Source organism: Nocardia rhizosphaerae, from assembly GCF_042650365.1.
Classification (GTDB): domain Bacteria; phylum Actinomycetota; class Actinomycetes; order Mycobacteriales; family Mycobacteriaceae; genus Nocardia; species Nocardia rhizosphaerae.
This window is the reverse complement of the sequence record NZ_JBHSBA010000015.1, coordinates 1,287,873-1,305,032: the sequence shown is the minus strand read 5'-3', so window position 1 is coordinate 1,305,032 and position 17,160 is coordinate 1,287,873. Positions and strand designations below refer to the sequence as shown.

The 17,160-nt window shown below is 70.2% G+C and carries 15 protein-coding genes; 6 read left to right on the top strand and 9 right to left on the bottom strand.

The window, feature by feature from the left end; all coding sequences use genetic code 11:
• Positions 1-10: 10 nt before the first annotated feature.
• Positions 11-1,516 (bottom strand): NAD-dependent succinate-semialdehyde dehydrogenase, encoded by a 1,506-nt coding sequence (locus ACFOW8_RS28180; RefSeq protein WP_378554609.1) that lies wholly within the window; start codon positions 1,514-1,516, stop codon positions 11-13.
• Between the two features lie 106 nt (positions 1,517-1,622).
• Here ACFOW8_RS28180 and ACFOW8_RS28175 point away from each other — a divergent pair, with 106 nt between their 5' ends.
• Positions 1,623-2,864 carry an aspartate aminotransferase family protein gene (locus ACFOW8_RS28175; RefSeq protein ID WP_378554608.1) on the top strand — a complete coding sequence of 414 codons (1,242 nt, stop codon included), beginning with the start codon at positions 1,623-1,625 and terminating at the stop codon, positions 2,862-2,864.
• Between the two features lie 59 nt (positions 2,865-2,923).
• On the top strand, positions 2,924-3,418 hold the full coding sequence (locus tag ACFOW8_RS28170; RefSeq protein WP_378554607.1) for a DUF3830 family protein: 495 nt from the start codon (positions 2,924-2,926) through the stop codon (positions 3,416-3,418).
• A 119-nt stretch (positions 3,419-3,537) separates the two neighbouring features.
• Here ACFOW8_RS28170 and ACFOW8_RS28165 read toward each other — a convergent pair whose 3' ends face one another.
• Together ACFOW8_RS28165 and ACFOW8_RS28160 are read right to left on the bottom strand one after the other, a co-directional pair.
• Positions 3,538-4,938: an amidase gene (locus ACFOW8_RS28165; RefSeq protein ID WP_378554606.1), complete on the bottom strand. Its 1,401-nt coding sequence runs from the start codon at positions 4,936-4,938 to the stop codon at positions 3,538-3,540.
• Between the two features lie 11 nt (positions 4,939-4,949).
• Complete coding sequence (locus ACFOW8_RS28160) at positions 4,950-5,915, bottom strand: D-2-hydroxyacid dehydrogenase (RefSeq protein ID WP_378554604.1); 966 nt, start codon at positions 5,913-5,915, stop codon at positions 4,950-4,952.
• A 95-nt stretch (positions 5,916-6,010) separates the two neighbouring features.
• On the opposite strand from ACFOW8_RS28160, the gene ACFOW8_RS28155 reads away from it, so the two are divergent.
• The 3 genes from ACFOW8_RS28155 to ACFOW8_RS28145 are packed head-to-tail and all read left to right on the top strand — an operon-like array spanning position 6,011 to position 8,159.
• Positions 6,011-6,751 carry a maleate cis-trans isomerase family protein gene (locus ACFOW8_RS28155; protein ID WP_378554602.1) on the top strand — a complete coding sequence of 247 codons (741 nt, stop codon included), beginning with the start codon at positions 6,011-6,013 and terminating at the stop codon, positions 6,749-6,751.
• Positions 6,752-6,784: 33 nt separating this feature from the next.
• Positions 6,785-7,516 carry a maleate cis-trans isomerase family protein gene (locus tag ACFOW8_RS28150; protein WP_378554601.1) on the top strand — a complete coding sequence of 244 codons (732 nt, stop codon included), beginning with the start codon at positions 6,785-6,787 and terminating at the stop codon, positions 7,514-7,516.
• Entirely contained in the window at positions 7,503-8,159 is a 657-nt protein-coding gene (locus ACFOW8_RS28145; RefSeq protein WP_378554600.1) for a GntR family transcriptional regulator, read from the top strand. The genes ACFOW8_RS28150 and ACFOW8_RS28145 overlap by 14 nt, the downstream gene beginning before the upstream one ends.
• Before the next feature lie 134 nt (positions 8,160-8,293).
• On the opposite strand, the gene ACFOW8_RS28140 is transcribed toward ACFOW8_RS28145, so the two are convergent.
• From ACFOW8_RS28140 to ACFOW8_RS28130, 3 genes are all read right to left on the bottom strand, one after another.
• Positions 8,294-9,502, bottom strand: coding sequence for a molybdopterin-binding protein (locus ACFOW8_RS28140; RefSeq protein ID WP_378554598.1), 1,209 nt, complete (start codon positions 9,500-9,502; stop codon positions 8,294-8,296).
• A gap of 153 nt (positions 9,503-9,655) precedes the next feature.
• Complete coding sequence (locus tag ACFOW8_RS28135; RefSeq protein ID WP_378554704.1) at positions 9,656-10,270, bottom strand: DUF305 domain-containing protein; 615 nt, start codon at positions 10,268-10,270, stop codon at positions 9,656-9,658.
• A gap of 2 nt (positions 10,271-10,272) precedes the next feature.
• A complete protein-coding gene (locus tag ACFOW8_RS28130; protein ID WP_378554597.1) occupies positions 10,273-11,841 on the bottom strand; it encodes an LVIVD repeat-containing protein in 1,569 nt (522 codons plus the stop codon).
• Between the two features lie 223 nt (positions 11,842-12,064).
• Here ACFOW8_RS28130 and ACFOW8_RS28125 point away from each other — a divergent pair, with 223 nt between their 5' ends.
• A complete protein-coding gene (locus tag ACFOW8_RS28125) occupies positions 12,065-13,816 on the top strand; it encodes a BCCT family transporter (protein WP_378554596.1) in 1,752 nt (583 codons plus the stop codon).
• Here the strand turns inward: ACFOW8_RS28125 and ACFOW8_RS28120 are convergent.
• The 3 genes from ACFOW8_RS28120 to ACFOW8_RS28110 all read right to left on the bottom strand — a co-directional run bounded on the left by ACFOW8_RS28120 (position 13,813) and on the right by ACFOW8_RS28110 (position 17,031).
• Entirely contained in the window at positions 13,813-14,721 is a 909-nt protein-coding gene (locus ACFOW8_RS28120; protein ID WP_378554595.1) for a 3-methyladenine DNA glycosylase, read from the bottom strand. The two genes, ACFOW8_RS28125 and ACFOW8_RS28120, sit on opposite strands and share 4 nt — an antisense overlap.
• Before the next feature lie 145 nt (positions 14,722-14,866).
• On the bottom strand, positions 14,867-15,805 hold the full coding sequence (locus ACFOW8_RS28115) for a saccharopine dehydrogenase (protein WP_378554594.1): 939 nt from the start codon (positions 15,803-15,805) through the stop codon (positions 14,867-14,869).
• 290 nt (positions 15,806-16,095) lie between these two features.
• Positions 16,096-17,031 carry an LLM class F420-dependent oxidoreductase gene (locus tag ACFOW8_RS28110; RefSeq protein WP_378554593.1) on the bottom strand — a complete coding sequence of 312 codons (936 nt, stop codon included), beginning with the start codon at positions 17,029-17,031 and terminating at the stop codon, positions 16,096-16,098.
• Positions 17,032-17,160: the final 129 nt, after the last annotated feature.

Sequence of the window (17,160 nt, the reverse complement as noted above, 5' to 3'; positions counted from 1 at the left end):
ACTCGTCTCCCTACGTCTGTACGCCGATGTATTTGAGTTCGAGGAACTCGTCGATCCCGGTGAAGCCGCCCTCGCGGCCGAGTCCTGATTCCTTCACCCCGCCGAACGGTGCCGCCGGATTGGACACCACACCCTGGTTGAGGCCGACCATCCCGGTCTCGAGTGCTTCACACACCCGCAGCCCGCGCCGCAGGTTCTCGGTGAACACGTAGGCGACCAGCCCGTAGGGGGTGTCGTTGGCGCGGGCGACGGCCTCGTCCTCGGTGTCGAAGGTGCCGATCGCCGCCACCGGGCCGAAGATCTCGGTGTGGCACAGTTGCGCGTCGTCGGGAACGTCGGTGAGCACGGTCGGGGGATAGAAGGTGCCCGGCCGGTCGGCGGATGTGCCACCGAGCAGCACCGTGGCGCCCCGGCTCCTGGCATCGGCGACCAGCGTGGCGACCTTGTCGACCGCGTCGGCGTCGATGAGCGGCCCGACGACGACGCCCGGCTCGGTCCCGCGGCCCATCGGCAGATCTGCCATTCGCGCGGCCAGCCGCTCGGCGAACTCGGCCGCGATGCCGCGTTGCACCAGGATGCGGTTCGCGGCCGTGCAGGCCTGCCCGATATTGCGCATCTTCGCCGCGAACGCGCCGTCCACCGCGGTGTCGAGGTCGGCGTCGTCGAACACCAGCAGCGGCGCGTTGCCGCCGAGTTCCATCGAGGTGCGCATCACCGTGCGGGCGCACTGCTCGAGCAGAAGCTTGCCGACCGCGGTCGATCCGGTGAAAGACAGTTTGCGGGACCGGGAATCGGCGATCAGCGGCGTCATCAGCGCACCGGGATCGGCGGTGGTGACCACATTGACCACCCCGGCGGGCACGCCGGACTCGGCCAGGATCGCCGCCAGCGCGAGCATCGACAGGGGAGTCTGCTCGGCGGGCTTCACCACGCAGGTGCAGCCCGCGGCCAGCGCGGGCGCGATCTTACGCGCGCCCATCGCCATCGGGAAGTTCCACGGGGTGATGAGCAGGCTCGGCCCGACCGGCTGTTTGGTCAGCAGAAACCGCGCGCCGCCCGCCGGAGCGGGGAGGTAGCCGCCGTCGAGCCGGACCGCCTCCTCGGCGAACCAGCGGAAGAACTCCGCCGCGTAGGCGACCTCACCGCGCGCCTCCGGCAGCGGCTTGCCCATTTCCATGGTCATGATCAGGGCGAGTCGGTCGGCGTCGGCGAGCAGGGCGCGGTGGGCTCGAAGCAGGATGTCGCTACGGGCGCGCGGTGCGGTGCGCGCCCAGTCCGCCTGCGCGGCGGTGGCCGCGGCCAGCGCGTCGAGACCGTCGGCCGGGGTCGCGTCGGACACCGCGCAGAGGGTCTGCCCGGTCGCGGGATCGAGGACGGGTAGCCGGCCGGTGGTCTCGCGCCAGGCGCCGCCGAGGAACAGTCCCGTCGGGACGCTGTCGATCGCGGCGCGTTCGGCGTCGGACAGTACTGCCGGTTGCGGTTCGAGCAGTCGTGCGCTGCTCACGGACTCGGCCATGCGGGTGCCCCTCTCCTGCCACGGCGGATCGGCCATTGCTGTGACCCCTGCCGCCATGTTATGCATATTGTCAACAATCCGACAATAGACAATCAGGGGGCGTTCGATGACCGCGTTGTCTCCCGTCCTGAAGCAGGCCACGCCCGTCCACGTCGACCACGGCGCAGGCTGCTACCTCTACGACACCGACGGCCGCCGCTACCTCGACTTCACCGCCGGCATCGGCGTCACCAGCACCGGGCACTGTCATCCGGCCGTCGTCGCCGCCGCGCAGGCGCAGGTGGCCCGGCTGATCCACGGCCAGTACACGACCGTGCTGCACCGCCCCCTGCTCGAACTCACCGAGCGGCTCGGCGACGTGCTGCCCGCAGGCCTCGACTCGCTGTTCTTCGCCAACTCCGGCAGCGAGGCGGTGGAGGCGGCGCTGCGGTTGGTCCGCCAGGCCACCGGGCGGCCGAACGTGATCGTCTTCCACGGCGGATTCCACGGCAGGACCGTCGCGGCGGCGAGCATGACGACCTCGGGTACCCGGTTCTCGGCCGGCTTCTCGCCGCTGATGGCGGGCGTGCACGTCGCGCCGTTCCCCACCGCGTACCGGTACGGCTGGACCGAGGAGCAGGCCACCGACTTCGCGCTGCGCGAGCTGGACTATCTGTTCGCCACCGTCACCTCGCCCGCCGAGACCGCGGCCTTCTTCGTCGAGCCGGTGCTCGGCGAGGGCGGTTACGTCCCCGGCAACACCCGGTTCTTCCACGGGCTGCGCGAGCGCGCCGACCGGCACGGAATCCTGCTGGTGTTCGACGAGATCCAGACCGGCTTCGGGCGGACCGGAAAATTCTTCGGCCACCAGCATTTCGCGGTCAGGCCCGATGTGATCACCATCGCGAAGGGGCTGGCCAGCGGGTTCCCGCTCTCGGGCATCGCCGCCTCACGGGAGCTGATGGCGCGGGCCTGGCCCGGCTCACAGGGCGGCACCTACGGCGGCAACGCGGTGGCTTGCGCGGCCGCAGTCGCCACCCTGGAGGTGATCGCCGCGGAGGGGCTGGTCGACAATGCCGCCGAGCGCGGCACACAACTGTTGTCGGGGATGCGGGAGTCGGCGACCAAGGCGATCGGTGACGTTCGCGGGCTCGGCCTGCTCGTCGGAGCCGAATTCACCACGGCGACGGGCGAACCCGACACCGAGACGGCACAGGCCGCGCAGCGCCTCGCCGTGGACAAGGGTCTGTTGCTGCTCACCTGTGGCGCGCACATGAACGTCGTGCGGATGATTCCCCCGCTGATCGTCACCGAGACCCAGGTCTCCGACGCGATGGCCATCTGGTCCGACGTGCTCGCCGAACTCTAGGCAGCCTGCGCGCGCTCACGGCGCGCCAGGTGCGAATTCCGACCGGAAAGCAGGTCCCGATGTCGCGCTATCTCAGCATCACCCTCACCAAGGCAGGCGTCACCTGTCGTGCCAGGTTGCTCGACGACGAGGCCCCCGCCACCTGCGCGGCGGTCTGGGCGGCGCTGCCAGTGGCGGGAGATGCCTTCCACGCCAAGTACGCCCGCAACGAGGTCTACACCCTGCTGCCCCGGATCGCCGGGGCGCCACATCGGGAGAATCCCACCGTCACCCCGATTCCCGGTGACGTGTGCCTGTTCGATTTCGAGCCGTGGGAGATCGGCAATCCAGCCTACGGTTACGAGCCGGGCTCGGCGGCCCACCACGCCGCGGGCGCCACCGATCTCGCGCTGTTCTACGGGCGCAACAATCTGCTGATCAACGGTGACCTGGGCTGGATCCCTGGCAATGTGTTCGCCACGATCACCGACGGCCTCGCCGACCTCGCGGCGGCCTGCAACGGGCTGTGGCTGCGCGGGGTCGAAGGGGAGACGCTGGCCTTCGCCCGCGCCTGATTCAGCCGGCTACCCGGCTGGCATTCACGGCGCGGCCGAGGACCGCGACCTCGCCTGAACACTCGGCGCGTGCGGGAGCTTCCGGTCGGTGGAACCGTTGCCTGCGGCCCCCGCCTCGCTCACGAGTTCAACACGTACTCGGCGTGCCTGGCGACCGCGAGCACCAGATCGTCGGAGTGCCGGGGGCCCACGATCTGCAGGCCCACCGGCAGTCCGGCGTCGGTGGTCCCGACCGGGATGCTGATCGCCGGCTGCTGGGTCATGTTGAACGGGTAGGTGAACGGCGTCCACTCCGGCCAGCCGCCGAGCCCACTGCCCGGCGGCACATCGTGGCCTGCGGCGAACGCGGTGCCGGGCATGGTCGGGGTGATCAGGACGTCGAACGCGGTGTGGAAGGTGCCCATGGTGATCCCGACGGCGGCGGCCACCTGCCGGGCCGCGAGATAGTCCACGGCACTGACCGATTCGCCGCGGGCCCAGACCGCGCCGAGCCCGGGATCGACCCGCTCGCGGGTGCCGGCGGGGAACATCGCCAGCATGGCCGCCGCGCCCGCGGCCCACAGCGTCTCGAACGCCTCGCGCGGATCGGCGAATCCGGGGTCGACGGCGTCGATGGCGAGATCGGAGGCGGCGAGGGCGGCGACCGCGGCATCGACGATCCGCGCGACCTCAGGGTCCACGTCGGCGTAGCCGAGGGTGGCCGAGTATCCCACCGTCAGCCCGCGTACATCGCGCAGCATCTCGCCGCGGAAGGTGGTCAGGGGCGGGGCGAGCGCGGTGGGATCGCGCGGATCGGGGAGCGAGAGGATGTCCATCAGCAGCGCCGCGTCCTCGACGGTGCGCGTCATCGGGCCCGCGTGCGCGAGCGGGCCGAACGGGCTGGCCGGATAGAGCGGAATCCGCCCGTGCGTCGGCTTGAACCCGACGATGCCGCAGAACGCGGCCGGAATACGGATACTGCCGCCGCCGTCGGTGCCGACCGAGACCGGACCCATGCCGGCCGCCACGGCGGCGGCACTGCCACCGGACGAACCACCCGCGGTGGTCGCGGGATCGGCCGGATTGCGGGTGACGCCGGTGAGCGGGCTGTCGGTGACCGCCTTCCAGGCGATCTCCGGGGTGGTGGTCTTGCCGAGGAACACCATGCCGTCCTCGCGGAGCCGGGCGGCCACCGGACTGTCCACCAGCCACGGCCCGGCGGGGTCGACGGAGGTGGAACCGCGCCGGGTCGGCCAGCCCTCGGTGAGGAAGATGTCCTTGATGGAGATCGGCACGCCGTCGAGCAGGCCGCGCGGATTCCCGGACTGCCAGCGCGCCTCGGAGTCCTTGGCCTGCAGCAGCGTGCGGTCGGGGTCGACCAGGCAGAAGGCGTTGAGCGCGCCGTCGCGGGCGGCGATCGCGTCCAGGCAGGACTGGGTGGCCTCGACCGGGGAGAGCTCGCCTGCGGCATACGCCGAGACCAATTGGACCGCGGTCATGGCGGTCGGTTCGGTGGGCAGGGTGGGGTCGGGCTGTGTCATGGCGGGCTCCTTCAGCCGGGCACGTACCCGAGCGACTTGTCGACCACGTTGTGCAGCGGCAGGCCGTCCACCCACCGGCCGAAGTTGTCGGTGAACGCGCCGACGATCTCGGCGCGCCAACCGTGGAAGTCGCCCGAGTTGTGGGGTGTGAGCACCACATTCGGCAGCTCCCAGAGCGGATGCCCGGTGGGCAGTGGTTCCGGGTCGACCACGTCCAGAGCGGCGCCCGCTATCGTGCCGTCGCGCAGCGCGGCGACCAGATCGTCGGTAACCACGAGTTCCCCTCGGCCCACGTTGACAAACCTGGCGTGGGGTTTCATCGCGGCGAACGCGGCGGCGTCGAACATGTTCCTGGTCTGCGCGGTGAGCGGGGCGATCGCCACCACATAGTCGGCGCCGGGGAGTTCGGCGTGCAGATCGGTGCCGACGGAACCGAAATCGGGGTCGTCGGCGCGTGCTCTGCGGCCGATCGCGCGCACCCGCATGCCCGCCGCGCGCAGCAGGCGGGCGATGGTGCGGCCGATCGACCCGGTGCCGACGACGAGTGCCGTCGCGCCCGCGATCCGGTCCGACTCCCGGTGCCGCCATTCGTGGCGCTGCTGCAGCCGCAGCGAACCGGGGAGGTCCTTGGCGAGGGAGATGATCTGGCCGAGCACGTATTCCGCGATGGGGCCGTCGAAGACATTGCGGGTGTTGGTGACCACCACGTCGGAGGCCTGGAGTTCCGGGAACATCACCGGATCGACGCCGACGCCACCGACGTGCAGCCAGCGCAGCGCGCCCGCGGCAGGCCAGGCGCCGGGTACCGCCCGGCTCTGGAAGTCGTACAGGAACAGTACATCGGCGCCTGTCAGCGCATCGGCGAGCCCGGCGGCCTCGGTGTAGCGCACCTCGGCGCGCGCGGCGACGGGGGCCATGAGGTCCGATGCGGGCGCACTGTCACGATGAAGGACGGTGACAATCGGCCCATTTTCCACGTTGACACCGTAGAAGCAGATCGTATGATTGTCAACAATCCGATCGTGTTCGGCGTCCTCGGAGGTTCCCCAGCTGAGCGCGAGAGGGGCTGTGAGTGGAATTCACCTTCCCGGAGATCGACGGTCCGGTGGCCCAACGTGGTATCGGCATCATCGCGCCGTTCGATCTCGCTCTCGAACGCGAATTGTGGCGCTGGGCGCCGCTCGAGGTGAGCCTGCACCTGGCGCGCACCCCGTACGAGCCGGTGCCGGTCTCGCTGGCCATGGCCGAGCTGGTGTCGAATCCGCTACACCTGACCGCGGCCACCCACAATGTGCTGCATGTGGAACCGGAGGTCGTCGCCTACCTGTGTACCTCGGGCAGTTTCATCCACGGCCTCGCCTACGAGCGGTCGCTGCGGGAGACGATCTGCCTGGCAGGCGCGCCGGATGCGGTGACCACCTCGGGCGCGCTGGTCGAGGCGATCCGCAGGCTCAATATCAGCCGGATGTCGGTCATCACGCCCTACGACGAGGTGCTCACCGGCAAGCTGCGCGAGTTCCTGGAGGAAGCGGGCTGCGCGACGATCCGCTCCGACCATCTCGGACTCGGCGGCGGCATCTGGAAGGTCAACTACCGGACCATCGCCGAGCGCATCCTCGGCGCCGACGACCCGCGCTCGGAGGCGGTCTTCGTGAGCTGCACCAACCTGCCGACCTACGACGTGATCGAGCCGCTGGAGCAGGCGCTCGGCAAGCCGGTGCTCACCGCCAACCAGCTCACCATGTGGTCGTGCCTCGGCCGGATGAAACTGCCCATGATGGGTCCGGGGAAGTGGCTGGTCGATGTCTTCTGACCCCGGAAACGCCACCTCGGAACGGAGAACGAGATGCCCGTAGCGACCGTCGGATTCATCTACCCCGACCATGCCGCCGAAGACGACTACCCCCGCGCCGCGGCGGTGCTGGACGCCGAGCTGCCGGTCGCCCACATCTACGGCACCGACCTGCACGCGATCCCGGAACTGCGCGATCTCGGCAGCCCGGAGAAGCTGCGTGGCGGCGCCGAGCTGCTCGCCGCTCGCGCCCCCGCCGCCGTCGTGTGGGCATGCACCTCGGGCAGTTTCGTCTACGGGCCCGCCGGTGCCCGCGACCAGGTCGAGCGGCTGGCCGCGGCGGCGGGGGTGCCCGCCTCCAGCACCAGCTTCGCCTTCGTCGCAGCGGCGCGATCGCTCGGCATCGAGCAGGTCGCGGTCGCCGCCAGCTATCCCGACGAGGTCGCACTGCTGTTCGTCGAGTTCCTCGCCGACGCGGGCATCGAGGTGGTGTCGATGACGAGCGCGGGCATCGACACCGCCGCCGAGGTCGGCACCCTCGGACCGGAGGCGGTGCTCGCCCTCGCGGTCGCCAACGACCATCCGCGGGCCCAGGCGCTGCTGATCCCGGACACCGCCATGCATACTCTCGAGGTGCTCCCGAAACTCGAGGCCGCGCTGGGCAAGCCGGTGCTGACGGCCAACCAGGTCACCATCTGGGAGGGGCTGCGGCTGGCCGGGGTGGACCCGGTGGCCGCCGGGCTCGGGAGGTTGTTCGCCGAGGGGAGAGCTCATGTCGGTCGTTGACTTCGAACCGGTCAACCAGCAGTCGACGGCGGAGATGATCGCCGACCGGCTGCGCTCGGCGATCATGCGCGGCGCGATAGCCCCCGGCGCGCAGCTGGGGGAGGCCGACCTGGCCGCCAGTTTCGGGGTCTCGCGCGGGCCGGTGCGCGAGGCGATGCAGCGGCTGGTGCAAGAGGGTCTGCTGTTCAGCATCCGGCACCGCGGCATCTTCGTGATCGAGCTGACGACCGAGGACGTCGTCGACATCTATCGCGCGCGCAGCGCGCTGGAGGGCGGCGCGCTCGAGCTGATCCTGGACGGTCGCCGCGAGATCGCTTACGCCGCATTGCAACCCGGTGTCGAGGTGATGCTGGAACGGGCGGCGGCCGGTGACGCGACCGGCGTGTCCGACGCCGACCAGGCCTTCCACGAGGCGCTGGTCGGTGCGGCCGAGAGTCCCAGGCTCGTCCGGGCGGCCCGCACGCTGCTCATCGAAACGCGCATGTGTCTCGGCGCCTTGCAGACCACGTACGCCGACTTGGGGGAGCAGGCCAGAGAGCATGTGGACCTGCGGGAAGCGATCGGTGCCGGCTCGCCGGACCGGGCACGCGCCCTGCTCGTCGAGCATATGAACGACGCGGTGCGGCGCCTGCGCGGCCGGTAGGACCGGTGCCGGGCGATCGCAGGGCCGGTGCCGCGCGATCAGCGGGCAGGTCCCGGCCGATCGGCACGGACGATATCCGCCTCGCGTCTCCCGGTCCCGACGGCCTCCACCGCGCGTGCGATCGGTATCGGCGGTCAGTGCGGGAGTGGCAGAAGCTCCACCAGGGTGCCGCGACCGGTGCCCGGCGGCAGGACGGCCAGCGCCTGGCAGCCGATGAGTCCGGCCAGGTGCGGGGTGTGGGCGGGACCGGTGCTGCGCCAGACGCCGCCGATCTGCTGCTGGACCGGGACGATGCGGGTGGCCTCGCCCGCGAGCACGCCCGCGTCGGACAGCCTGCCCCACCTGGTCGGGCCTGGAGTGCGTGCGGTCAGCGCGTCCACGACGGCAGGGCCGACGGCGAGCAGAGCGGTGACCGCGGCGAGCGGGTTGCCTGGCAGGCCGAGCAGGACGCGGCCGTCGGGGAGCTGCGCGACCAGGGTGGAACCGCCGGGCCGGATCGACGCCCGCTCCACGATGATCCGGGCGCCGTCCTCGGCAAGCAGAGTACGCAGGTGGTCGGCGGCACCGCGGCCGGTCGCGCCGACCATCACCACCAGGTCGGCATGCGACTTCAGCCCCAACCAGGAGCGCAGCAGGTCGGGGTCGTCGGCGAGATGCCAGAGCCCGGTGCTCTGGATATCACAGCAGCGCAGGAACTCCGGTAGCACCGGGCCGAGGGAGTCTCTGGTCTCCCCGGCGCCGAGTGGGCCGACCGCGCGGATCTCGTCTCCGGTCATCACCACATCGGCGCGCAGCGGACCACGTACGGTGACCGTTTCGGCTTCGGCGCTCAGCGCTGCCGAGGCCAGTGCCGCCGAAACCCTGGCACCCGTGCGCGCCAGTTCGACACCGCTGTCCCACTGTTCGCCTTGGCGGCGGGTGTCGTCGCGCACGGGTGCCCCCGGTGCCCGCATCACCACCGCCTTCCCCGACACGGTGGTGGTCACGACGTGTTCGTCGCGCAGGGTCGCGGTGGTGCCGAGCGGAGTGGCCGCACCCGTGGCGATCCGTACCGCCTCACCGGGAGCGAGCACCACCGAACAGGTCCGTCCGGCGGCGCGGACCCGTTCGTGCAGTTGCCACCAGGGACCGGGCCCGGCGACCGCGTAGCCGTCCATCGCGGCGGTGTCCACCCGTGGCAGCGGGGTGCCGGTGGTGAGCGCGGCGGCCAGCGTCGCCCCCACCGCCTCGGCCACCGGCAGTTCGCGCACCGCCATCGGCCCCAGTCCCGCCGCGACCAGCGCACGCACCTCGGCCAGCCCACATCCCACGGCCGGAACCACCACGCCCGCTCGTGCGCTCACCACCACGTCCACCCTCCGCCCACACGTCACCGACAGTTCGCCCCATCGTGCGCACCCCCCATTGCCTGCGATTTTCTGCGCAGTTGCCCCCCGATGACGTTGTGCTCACCCGCCCGGGTCGGCGCCGGTGCGAACTCTCACCGCGGGGACCGGTCAGGGGTGCACGCCGCGGGCGTCGAGCAGCGTGCCGAGGTAGCCCAGTTCCTGGCTCTGGGTTTGGGCCATGGCGCGGGCAGCCTGCTTCACCGGCCCCGTGGTGAGTATGGCATCGGCCGCTCGCGCCATGGTGATGCCGCCGGAGTGGTGGCGGTACATCAGTTGCAGGAACAGGGTTTCGGCGTCGGTGCCGCGGGCGGCCGACAACGCGTCCAGCTCAGCGGCGGTCGCCATGCCCGGCATGGTCGCGGCCGAATCGTGGTGGTGCCCGGCGGTTCCGGCCAGCCAGGTCATCGGCTCCCCGGTGGTCGGGGCCGCGCCTGCGAGCTGGGTCCAGCCGAGCAGGGTGCCCAGTTCCACCCGCTGGCTGTCGGCGATCTGGTCGGCCAGTCGGCGCACCACCGGGTCGGCGGCCGGGTCGAGGCGCTCGGCGAGGATCAGCGCCTGCTGATGGTGGGCCGTCATGTCTTGGGCGAATCCGAGCTCGGTCGCGGTGAGAGCCGGTGCGGTCGAGACCGGTTCGGCGACGAACAACGGTCGCAGGCCCGCCCCGAGCACCAGCAGGAACACCGCAGCGACGGCGAATCCGGCGAGTTGCAGTGCCCTGCGCATGCTCACGAACCGACCGTGGACCGCTGATCCGCGGGCGGTGTATACACCCCGTTGTCGAGTTGCAGCACCATGAACCCGTTGTCGGAACAGGTGACGAACAGCCGATCACCGCGCCATTCCGGCGGCGAGAAGCACCAGTCGCTGGACATGTCGCCGAAGGCCACGTCACCGGCGCGCGCGGTGAGCACCTGCGCCGGATCGAACAGACCTTCCGCCATCGCCCGCAACGCGGCGGGCGCGCTCATCACCGGCACCCCGATGATCGAGGCCAGTGCGTGCGGCGAGTTCCACAGCTCCAGATTGCGGCCGGTGTTCGCGGGCGGATTGAAATAGGCGATCTCCCGGATCGCGCCGGGATCGCGCACATCGAAGACCCGGATGCCCGAGGAGATCCACCCGCACGCCAGCGCGGTCGGATTGTCGGGCCGGTCGGCGGCGCAATAGTGGGATTCGTAGGAGAACGCCGAACCACCCATCGAGGACCCGACGTTCTCATCGAGGTGTTCGGGCAGATTGATCTCCAGCTTGATCTTGGCCACGATCCGCGGATCGGCGTCGTCGGAGACATCGATCAGTTTCACTCCGCCCGAACCGCCTTCGTCGACGGTGAACACATGCGCCACCCCGTCGTAGGTGACCGGCACGCTGTGCTGGGTGGCCCACCCGTCGGTCCAGAACGTCCGGCCCAGATGCGGTACCTGCGGATTCGGGTCGCGCCGCTGCACCGCGCTCACATCGAGCACCGTGAATCCGCCGAGCGCGGAGATGTAGAGCCGGTTCCCGTCGGGACTCACTCCGAGCCCGTGCGCTTCGATGCCGGTGAGTCCCTGCCAGATCACCCGCGGCTGCGTGGGATCGGTGAGATCGATCGCGCTCACGAAACCCGGCGCGATCCCGGAGGTCCAATAGGTGCGCCCGTCGGGGGAGAAGCCGCCCTCGTGCGTCGTGACCGGCAGCGGCATCAGCAGATTCGTGCCGGTGCCCGGATTGAGCAGGCGCGGATGCGCGCAGTCGGAGACGTCGTAGACCGACAGATAGCCCGCCCCGATCCCCACCGGCACCCCGGTGCCGACGAGCAGCTTGCGCGCGGTGTTCACCTTCAGTGTCTCCCAGGTGCCCGCGAGCATGGCCGGTTCGGTGAGCGTCGCGGTGAGCCGCGGGTGCGCCGGATCGGACACGTCGAGCACCTGCACGCCGGGGTGTTCGCTGAGCATCGTGCCGGGGAAGAACGACCCGACATAGGCGCAGTGCTCGAAACTGGTGGAGGTGATGCCCGCTCCACGTCCCTGGTAGTTGCCGACCATCGACATATTGCAGCGGTAGCCCGCGGTACTACGGCCACTGTCCCGGTCACCGGCGGGCACGTCGCCCTGCAACCCGGTCTCCGGCAGCGAACCGGGCCCGCAGTCCGCGCGCGGCACCGCGGTGCGTCCCACCTCGAGGAACTCGCGCACCATCCCGGTGAGGTCGGTGACCGGGTCGGCGGCCGCGCCCGGCGGCACGCCGATGGCCAGCAGTGCGGCGGCCACCGTCACCGCGGTGTAGCGCAGGTACCCGATCCGTCGTCGCATCGTCGCCCTCCCGGCTGTCCGTCCGGACCCGTTCTGACTGAGACAGTCGGCCCGGTGTTCGGATGGTAGAGCGAACATCGGGTCGGCACGGGTGGTTTCGGCAGACCCGCAGCTCGTACGGCTAGGTTCCCGCCTCACCCCGCGGGAAAGCTGTACGGTTGCCTAAGTTTCGAATGGGTATACCTGTTGGGCCGTCTCCGCGATCGGAAAGGACTCGGAATCCATGTCGAACGATGTGATAGGGAGGTCCGGCGACGCGGATCGGGCCGAGAAATCGGTAACCGGCGCGTCGCGGGACCGGCCGGAACGGGCCGGCCCACGGCTGGACCGCCTGGTGTTCAGCGCCACTGCGATCGGGGCGTTGGCATTCGTCGCGTGGGGTGTGCTCGACGACGAGGGCCTGGCCTCGGCGGCTGGGACAGCACAGAAATGGGTCATCACGAACACCGGGTGGTTGTTCGTGTTGGTGGCCACGATGTTCGTGGTCTTCGTGATCTGGCTGGCGGCCAGCCGCTACGGGCGGATCCCGCTCGGCGCCGACGACGAGAAGCCCGAGTTCCGCACGGTGTCCTGGATCGCGATGATGTTCAGCGCGGGCATGGGCATCGGGCTGATGTTCTGGGGCGTGGCCGAACCGCTCTCGCACTTCGTGAGCCCGCCCCCGCACACCGCGGCGCCCGGCTCGCCGGAGGCGGCCGAGGTGGCGATGGCCACGACACTGTTCCACTGGACGCTGCACCCGTGGGCCATCTACGCGGTCGCGGGCCTCGCGATCGCCTACGGCACCTTCCGCAAGGGCCGTTCGCAGCTGATCTCCTCGGTGTTCCGGCCACTGCTCGGCCGCCACGCCGACGGTCTCGGTGGCCGCGCCATCGACATGATGGCCATCTTCGCCACCCTGTTCGGCTCGGCCGCCTCGCTCGGCCTCGGCGCCCTGCAGATCGGTGCCGGCCTGGAGTTCAACGGCTGGATCGACGGTATCGGCAAGATCGGCCTTGTCGCCATCATCTCCGGGCTGACGGTCGCGTTCGTGCTGTCGGCGGTGTCGGGCATCGAACGCGGCATCCAGTGGCTGTCCAACATCAATATGGTGCTGGCGCTGGTGATCGCGGCGTTCGTGTTCATCGCCGGGCCGACCCTGCTCGTGCTCAATATGATCCCGACCTCGATCGGTGACTACGCCCAGCTGCTGCCGACCATGGCCTCGCGCACCGGCGCCAGTGACGCGGCGATGGAGACGTGGCTGTCGAGCTGGACCATCTTCTATTGGGCCTGGTGGATCTCGTGGACCCCGTTCGTCGGCATGTTCATCGCCAGAATCAGTCGTGGCCGCACCATCCGTCAGTTCGTCGCGGGCGTGCTGCTGGTGCCCAGCGTGGTGAGCCTGCTGTGGTTCGCCGTTTTCGGTGGTGCCGGCATCGCCGAGCAGAGCGCCGACGGCGCGCTCACCGAGGCCGACGGTTCGGTCGACTCGAACTTCGCGCTGTTCCATCTGCTCGACCAGTACCCGCTGGTCGGGGTGACCACGGTGCTCGTCATGATCCTGGTGGCTATCTTCTTCGTCTCCGGTGCCGACGCGGCCTCCATCGTGATGGGCACGCTCTCTGAGCGCGGCAGCATCGAACCGTCCCGGCCGATCGTCATCTTCTGGGGTGCGGCGACCGGAGCGGTGGCCGCGATCATGCTGGTGATCGCCGATTCCGACAATCTCGGTGGCGCGTTGACCGGTCTGCAAGCGATCACGACCGTGGTCTCGCTGCCGTTCCTGGTGGTGATGGTCGGGATGTGCATTTCGTTGTACAAGGATCTACGGGAGGATCCGCTGATCCTGCGGGCCGACCGCGGAGTCGAACTCGTCGAAACCGCGGTCGATCTCGGCACCGAGCAGCACGACGGTGAATTCTCCCTGGTCACCGAACCGGTGGTGGTGGAGGAGGAGATCGTGGTCGTCGAGAAGGTGGTCGAGCGGGGCTAGCCCGCCGACGACTCCGACGTCGCCGAGAGTCCCGCACATGCGCGACGGAGACGGTCCCGCAGGGCCTCGGCGGACTCACTGATCGCCGCCTGGGCGCGCACATACTCCGCGCGCCCTGGCGGCGTTTCGATGCGCACCGGCTCGTACCCGAACTCCCGCAGGTCGTACGGGCTGGCCCGCATGTCGAGTTCGCGAGCGGTGCAGGCGAGTTCGAAACAGTCGAGCAGCAGGTCCGAGGGGATCAGCGGGGTGAGCTTGAAACCCCACTTGTAGAGGTCCATGTTCGTGTGCAGGCAGCCCGGCTGTTCCCTGTCGAGCTGATCGGCGCGGGTCAGCGGTTCGGCATTGCGGCCTACCGCTTCCGGAGTGAAGAACCGGAACGCGTCGAAGTGCGTGCAGCGCAACGACATCGACTCCACCACCGCATCGGTGCCCGCGTGCCCGAGCCGCAACGGCACCTGCTGATGCCGGACATCGTCGGTGCGGTACACCATCGCCCACTCGTGCAATCCGAAGCACGACAGCTGCGCCTGCCTGCTCCCGGTCGCCGCGAGCAGCCGATCGACGAACTCGATCGTGTCCCGCCGCTTCGCCAGATAGGCCGGATCGGCGGTGTACACCTCGTCGGCCACCCGGTGATACCCCCGAGCCCCCGCGTACTCCCGCGCCCCGCGCAACCCGACCCCGAACCCCGGATGCCACCGCCGCAACTGCGACGGCTTATGGCCGTAGTAGGTGAACAAGAAGTCCACGACCGGATGTGCCCGTCCCGCCGCCCGCCGCTCGAGATACGGCCCGACCAGCCGGTCGACCCGTTCCCGGTGGGCCTGCGCACGCGTCCGCCACTCGATCACTGGCAATACCCGCAGATCAAGTGAGTGCTCGGGGTCGTCGTGCGTGCTCACTCGCCCATTCTCCCGCACCGATTCGCGGGCACAGATCCGGCCCGAGGAGCAGGCTGAGCGCCGCGTGAGCACCGTTGGTGATGCGGTCGGAACCGGACTGCGGAGCATCCGATTGTCGTGGTGTTCCGCAAGTGCGTTCCGCGGATCACCATCGCTCGATGGTGATGCCCAGGCCCGCTCCCGTCACGTCGTCGAGGGTCAGCACGTCGGCGGCTGTCATGGTGGGTGCGGTCTCGGCGTCGGCCGCGGCCAGCGCTGCGAGCGCGGTGAGCCCGCCGGTGGTGCGTGATTGGCCGGCGCCGGTTGCCGACAGCGTTTCGCCGGTCCTGCGGTTCGTGGCGGTGAGCGACCAGCGGTCGCTACCGAGATGGGGTGCGCGGGCGATCAGCGGTGCCAGTGCCGGAAAGCGCCCGACGAGTCCGAGGGCGGCGGTCGTCAGCGGGCCGTCGGTGGCGAGGTAGGAGCGCACAGCGACGCCGCGGGGCCGCCCGATCAGGAAGTGGTCGGGGAAGTCTGCGCGCAGGCCGGTGCGGGTGCGGCGGCCGGTGCGCAACCGCCGGTGTTCCCGCAGGTTGACCACGGCGTGCTGCTCCGGTGGTTCCCATACCTCGCGGCCTGCGAGCCCGGCGGTCCACTCGACGGCGGCGGCGCCGTGTGTCTCGCCGCCGCCGAGCATGATCGCGAGGTCGATCTCATCGCCCGGCTCACCGGCGACGGCGGCCACGAGCTGCGTGCTCAGTCCTGGGGCGAGCCCGGCGCCGAGCACCACCGGAGTGGAACCGAGCTGAGCGGCCCGCGACAGCTGAGCGAGATAGGCCGCGGTAGCGGACGGGTCGACGAGAATCGCGCCGGACATCGTCGCCATGATGCGTGGATCTTCGATACCGGAGGCGTTGACCACGATGCGGTGCTCGGGCGCCGCCGCACCCAACGCATCGAATCCGGCGGTGGTCGTGAGGTCGATCGCGAGGCCGCCCGTGGGCGCGGTCCGGCCCGCCGGAGTCACCTGGTGGCCTGCTGCCCGCAGGGTGGATGCGGTGGCCTTCCCGACAGCACCGCGGGCGCCGAGTACGAGAATCCTCAAGTTCTGCTCCTGGTGTTCTTCGATGGTCGGCGAGCTGCACTCGCCACGAGTAGCTGGTCGGCGGCGAGGACGGAGCCGACGGCCGGCAGTGCCCAGGCGAAGACTCGATCCGTGAGCAGCGGTGCGCCGGCGGCCACAACCCGGCTCGCGGAACCGATCTCGTCGGTGACGCGGGAAGCGGTGCTCGGCCGGGCTGTCCGGTCGCGGCTGGTGCGCTCGATATCCGACGAGGTGACTTCGGCGGCTGCGTACTGCCCCGGATTCGGCATCCGGGGCGCGATGGCGGTTGGTCAGTTCAGATGGGGGGCCACCTGCGCGGCGACCAGTTCCAAGTGGTCGAGATCGGTGAGGTCGAGGACCTGGAGGTACAGCCGGGTGATGCCGGTCTGCTCGCGGTAGCGGCCGATCTTGTCGATCACCTCGGCGGGGGTGCCGGTGAGGCCGTTGCGGCGCAGTTCGTCTACCTCGCGGCCGATGGCGGCGGCGCGGCGGGCGATCTCCGCGTCGTCGCGGCCGACGCACAGGACCAGGGCGGCGGAGCGCGTGATCTCGGCCGGGTCGCGGTCGATCGCGCGGGCGGCGGCCGCGACCCGGTCGAACTGGGTCGTGGCGGTAGCGGGATCGGCGAACGGGAGGTTGAACTCGTCGGCGAAGCGGGCGGCGAGTTGCGGGGTGCGCTTCTTGCCGGTGCCGCCGATGATCACCGGTGGGCGCGGCTGCTGGACCGGCTTGGGCAGGGCGGGTGAATTCGCCAGCTCGTAGTGCTTGCCCAGGTAGTCGAAGGTCTCGCCCGCCGGCGTTTCCCACAGGCCGGTGATGAGCTCGAGCTGCTCGGCGTACCGGTCGAAGCGTTCGCGCACCTCGGGCAGCGGAATGCCGTACGCGGTGTGTTCGTCGGCGAACCAGCCCGCGCCGAACCCGAAATCGACCCGGCCGCCCGACATCTGGTCGACCTGGGCGACCGAGATGGCCAGTACCGCCGGGTGCCGGAAGGTCGCGGCGGTCACCAGGGTGCCGAGCCGGATCCGGGAGGTCTCCCGTGCCAGCCCGGCGAGGGTGATCCAGGCGTCGGTGGGGCCGGGCAGCCCCGACACCGCACCCATGTGCAGGTAGTGGTCCGAGCGGAAGAACGCGTCGAAACCCGCGTCCTCGGTGGTTCGCGCGACCCGGAGCAGCTCGTCGTAGGTCGCACCTTGCTGGGGTTCGGTGAAGATCCTGAGGTCCACGCGATCCAACGTACCGGGTCGGGCCCGCGGTTCGGGCCGACGGGAAGCGTGCCCGAATTGTCATACCCGACTGCGACAATGGAGAGGTAGCAAGATCCGGCCGGGCCTCGCCCCGGTCGCTGTCACCGG

Bases quoted from the DNA above. Each gene is read 5' to 3' on its own strand.
- ACFOW8_RS28180 (WP_378554609.1), bottom strand. From the start codon at position 1,516: ATGGCCGAGTCCGTGAGCAGCGCACGACTGCTCGAACCGCAACCGGCA.
- ACFOW8_RS28175 (WP_378554608.1), top strand. From the start codon at position 1,623: ATGACCGCGTTGTCTCCCGTCCTGAAGCAGGCCACGCCCGTCCACGTC.
- ACFOW8_RS28170 (WP_378554607.1), top strand. From the start codon at position 2,924: ATGTCGCGCTATCTCAGCATCACCCTCACCAAGGCAGGCGTCACCTGT.
- ACFOW8_RS28165 (WP_378554606.1), bottom strand. From the start codon at position 4,938: ATGACACAGCCCGACCCCACCCTGCCCACCGAACCGACCGCCATGACC.
- ACFOW8_RS28150 (WP_378554601.1), top strand. From the start codon at position 6,785: ATGCCCGTAGCGACCGTCGGATTCATCTACCCCGACCATGCCGCCGAA.
- ACFOW8_RS28145 (WP_378554600.1), top strand. From the start codon at position 7,503: ATGTCGGTCGTTGACTTCGAACCGGTCAACCAGCAGTCGACGGCGGAG.
- ACFOW8_RS28135 (WP_378554704.1), bottom strand. From the start codon at position 10,270: ATGCGCAGGGCACTGCAACTCGCCGGATTCGCCGTCGCTGCGGTGTTC.
- ACFOW8_RS28130 (WP_378554597.1), bottom strand. From the start codon at position 11,841: ATGCGACGACGGATCGGGTACCTGCGCTACACCGCGGTGACGGTGGCC.
- ACFOW8_RS28125 (WP_378554596.1), top strand. From the start codon at position 12,065: ATGTCGAACGATGTGATAGGGAGGTCCGGCGACGCGGATCGGGCCGAG.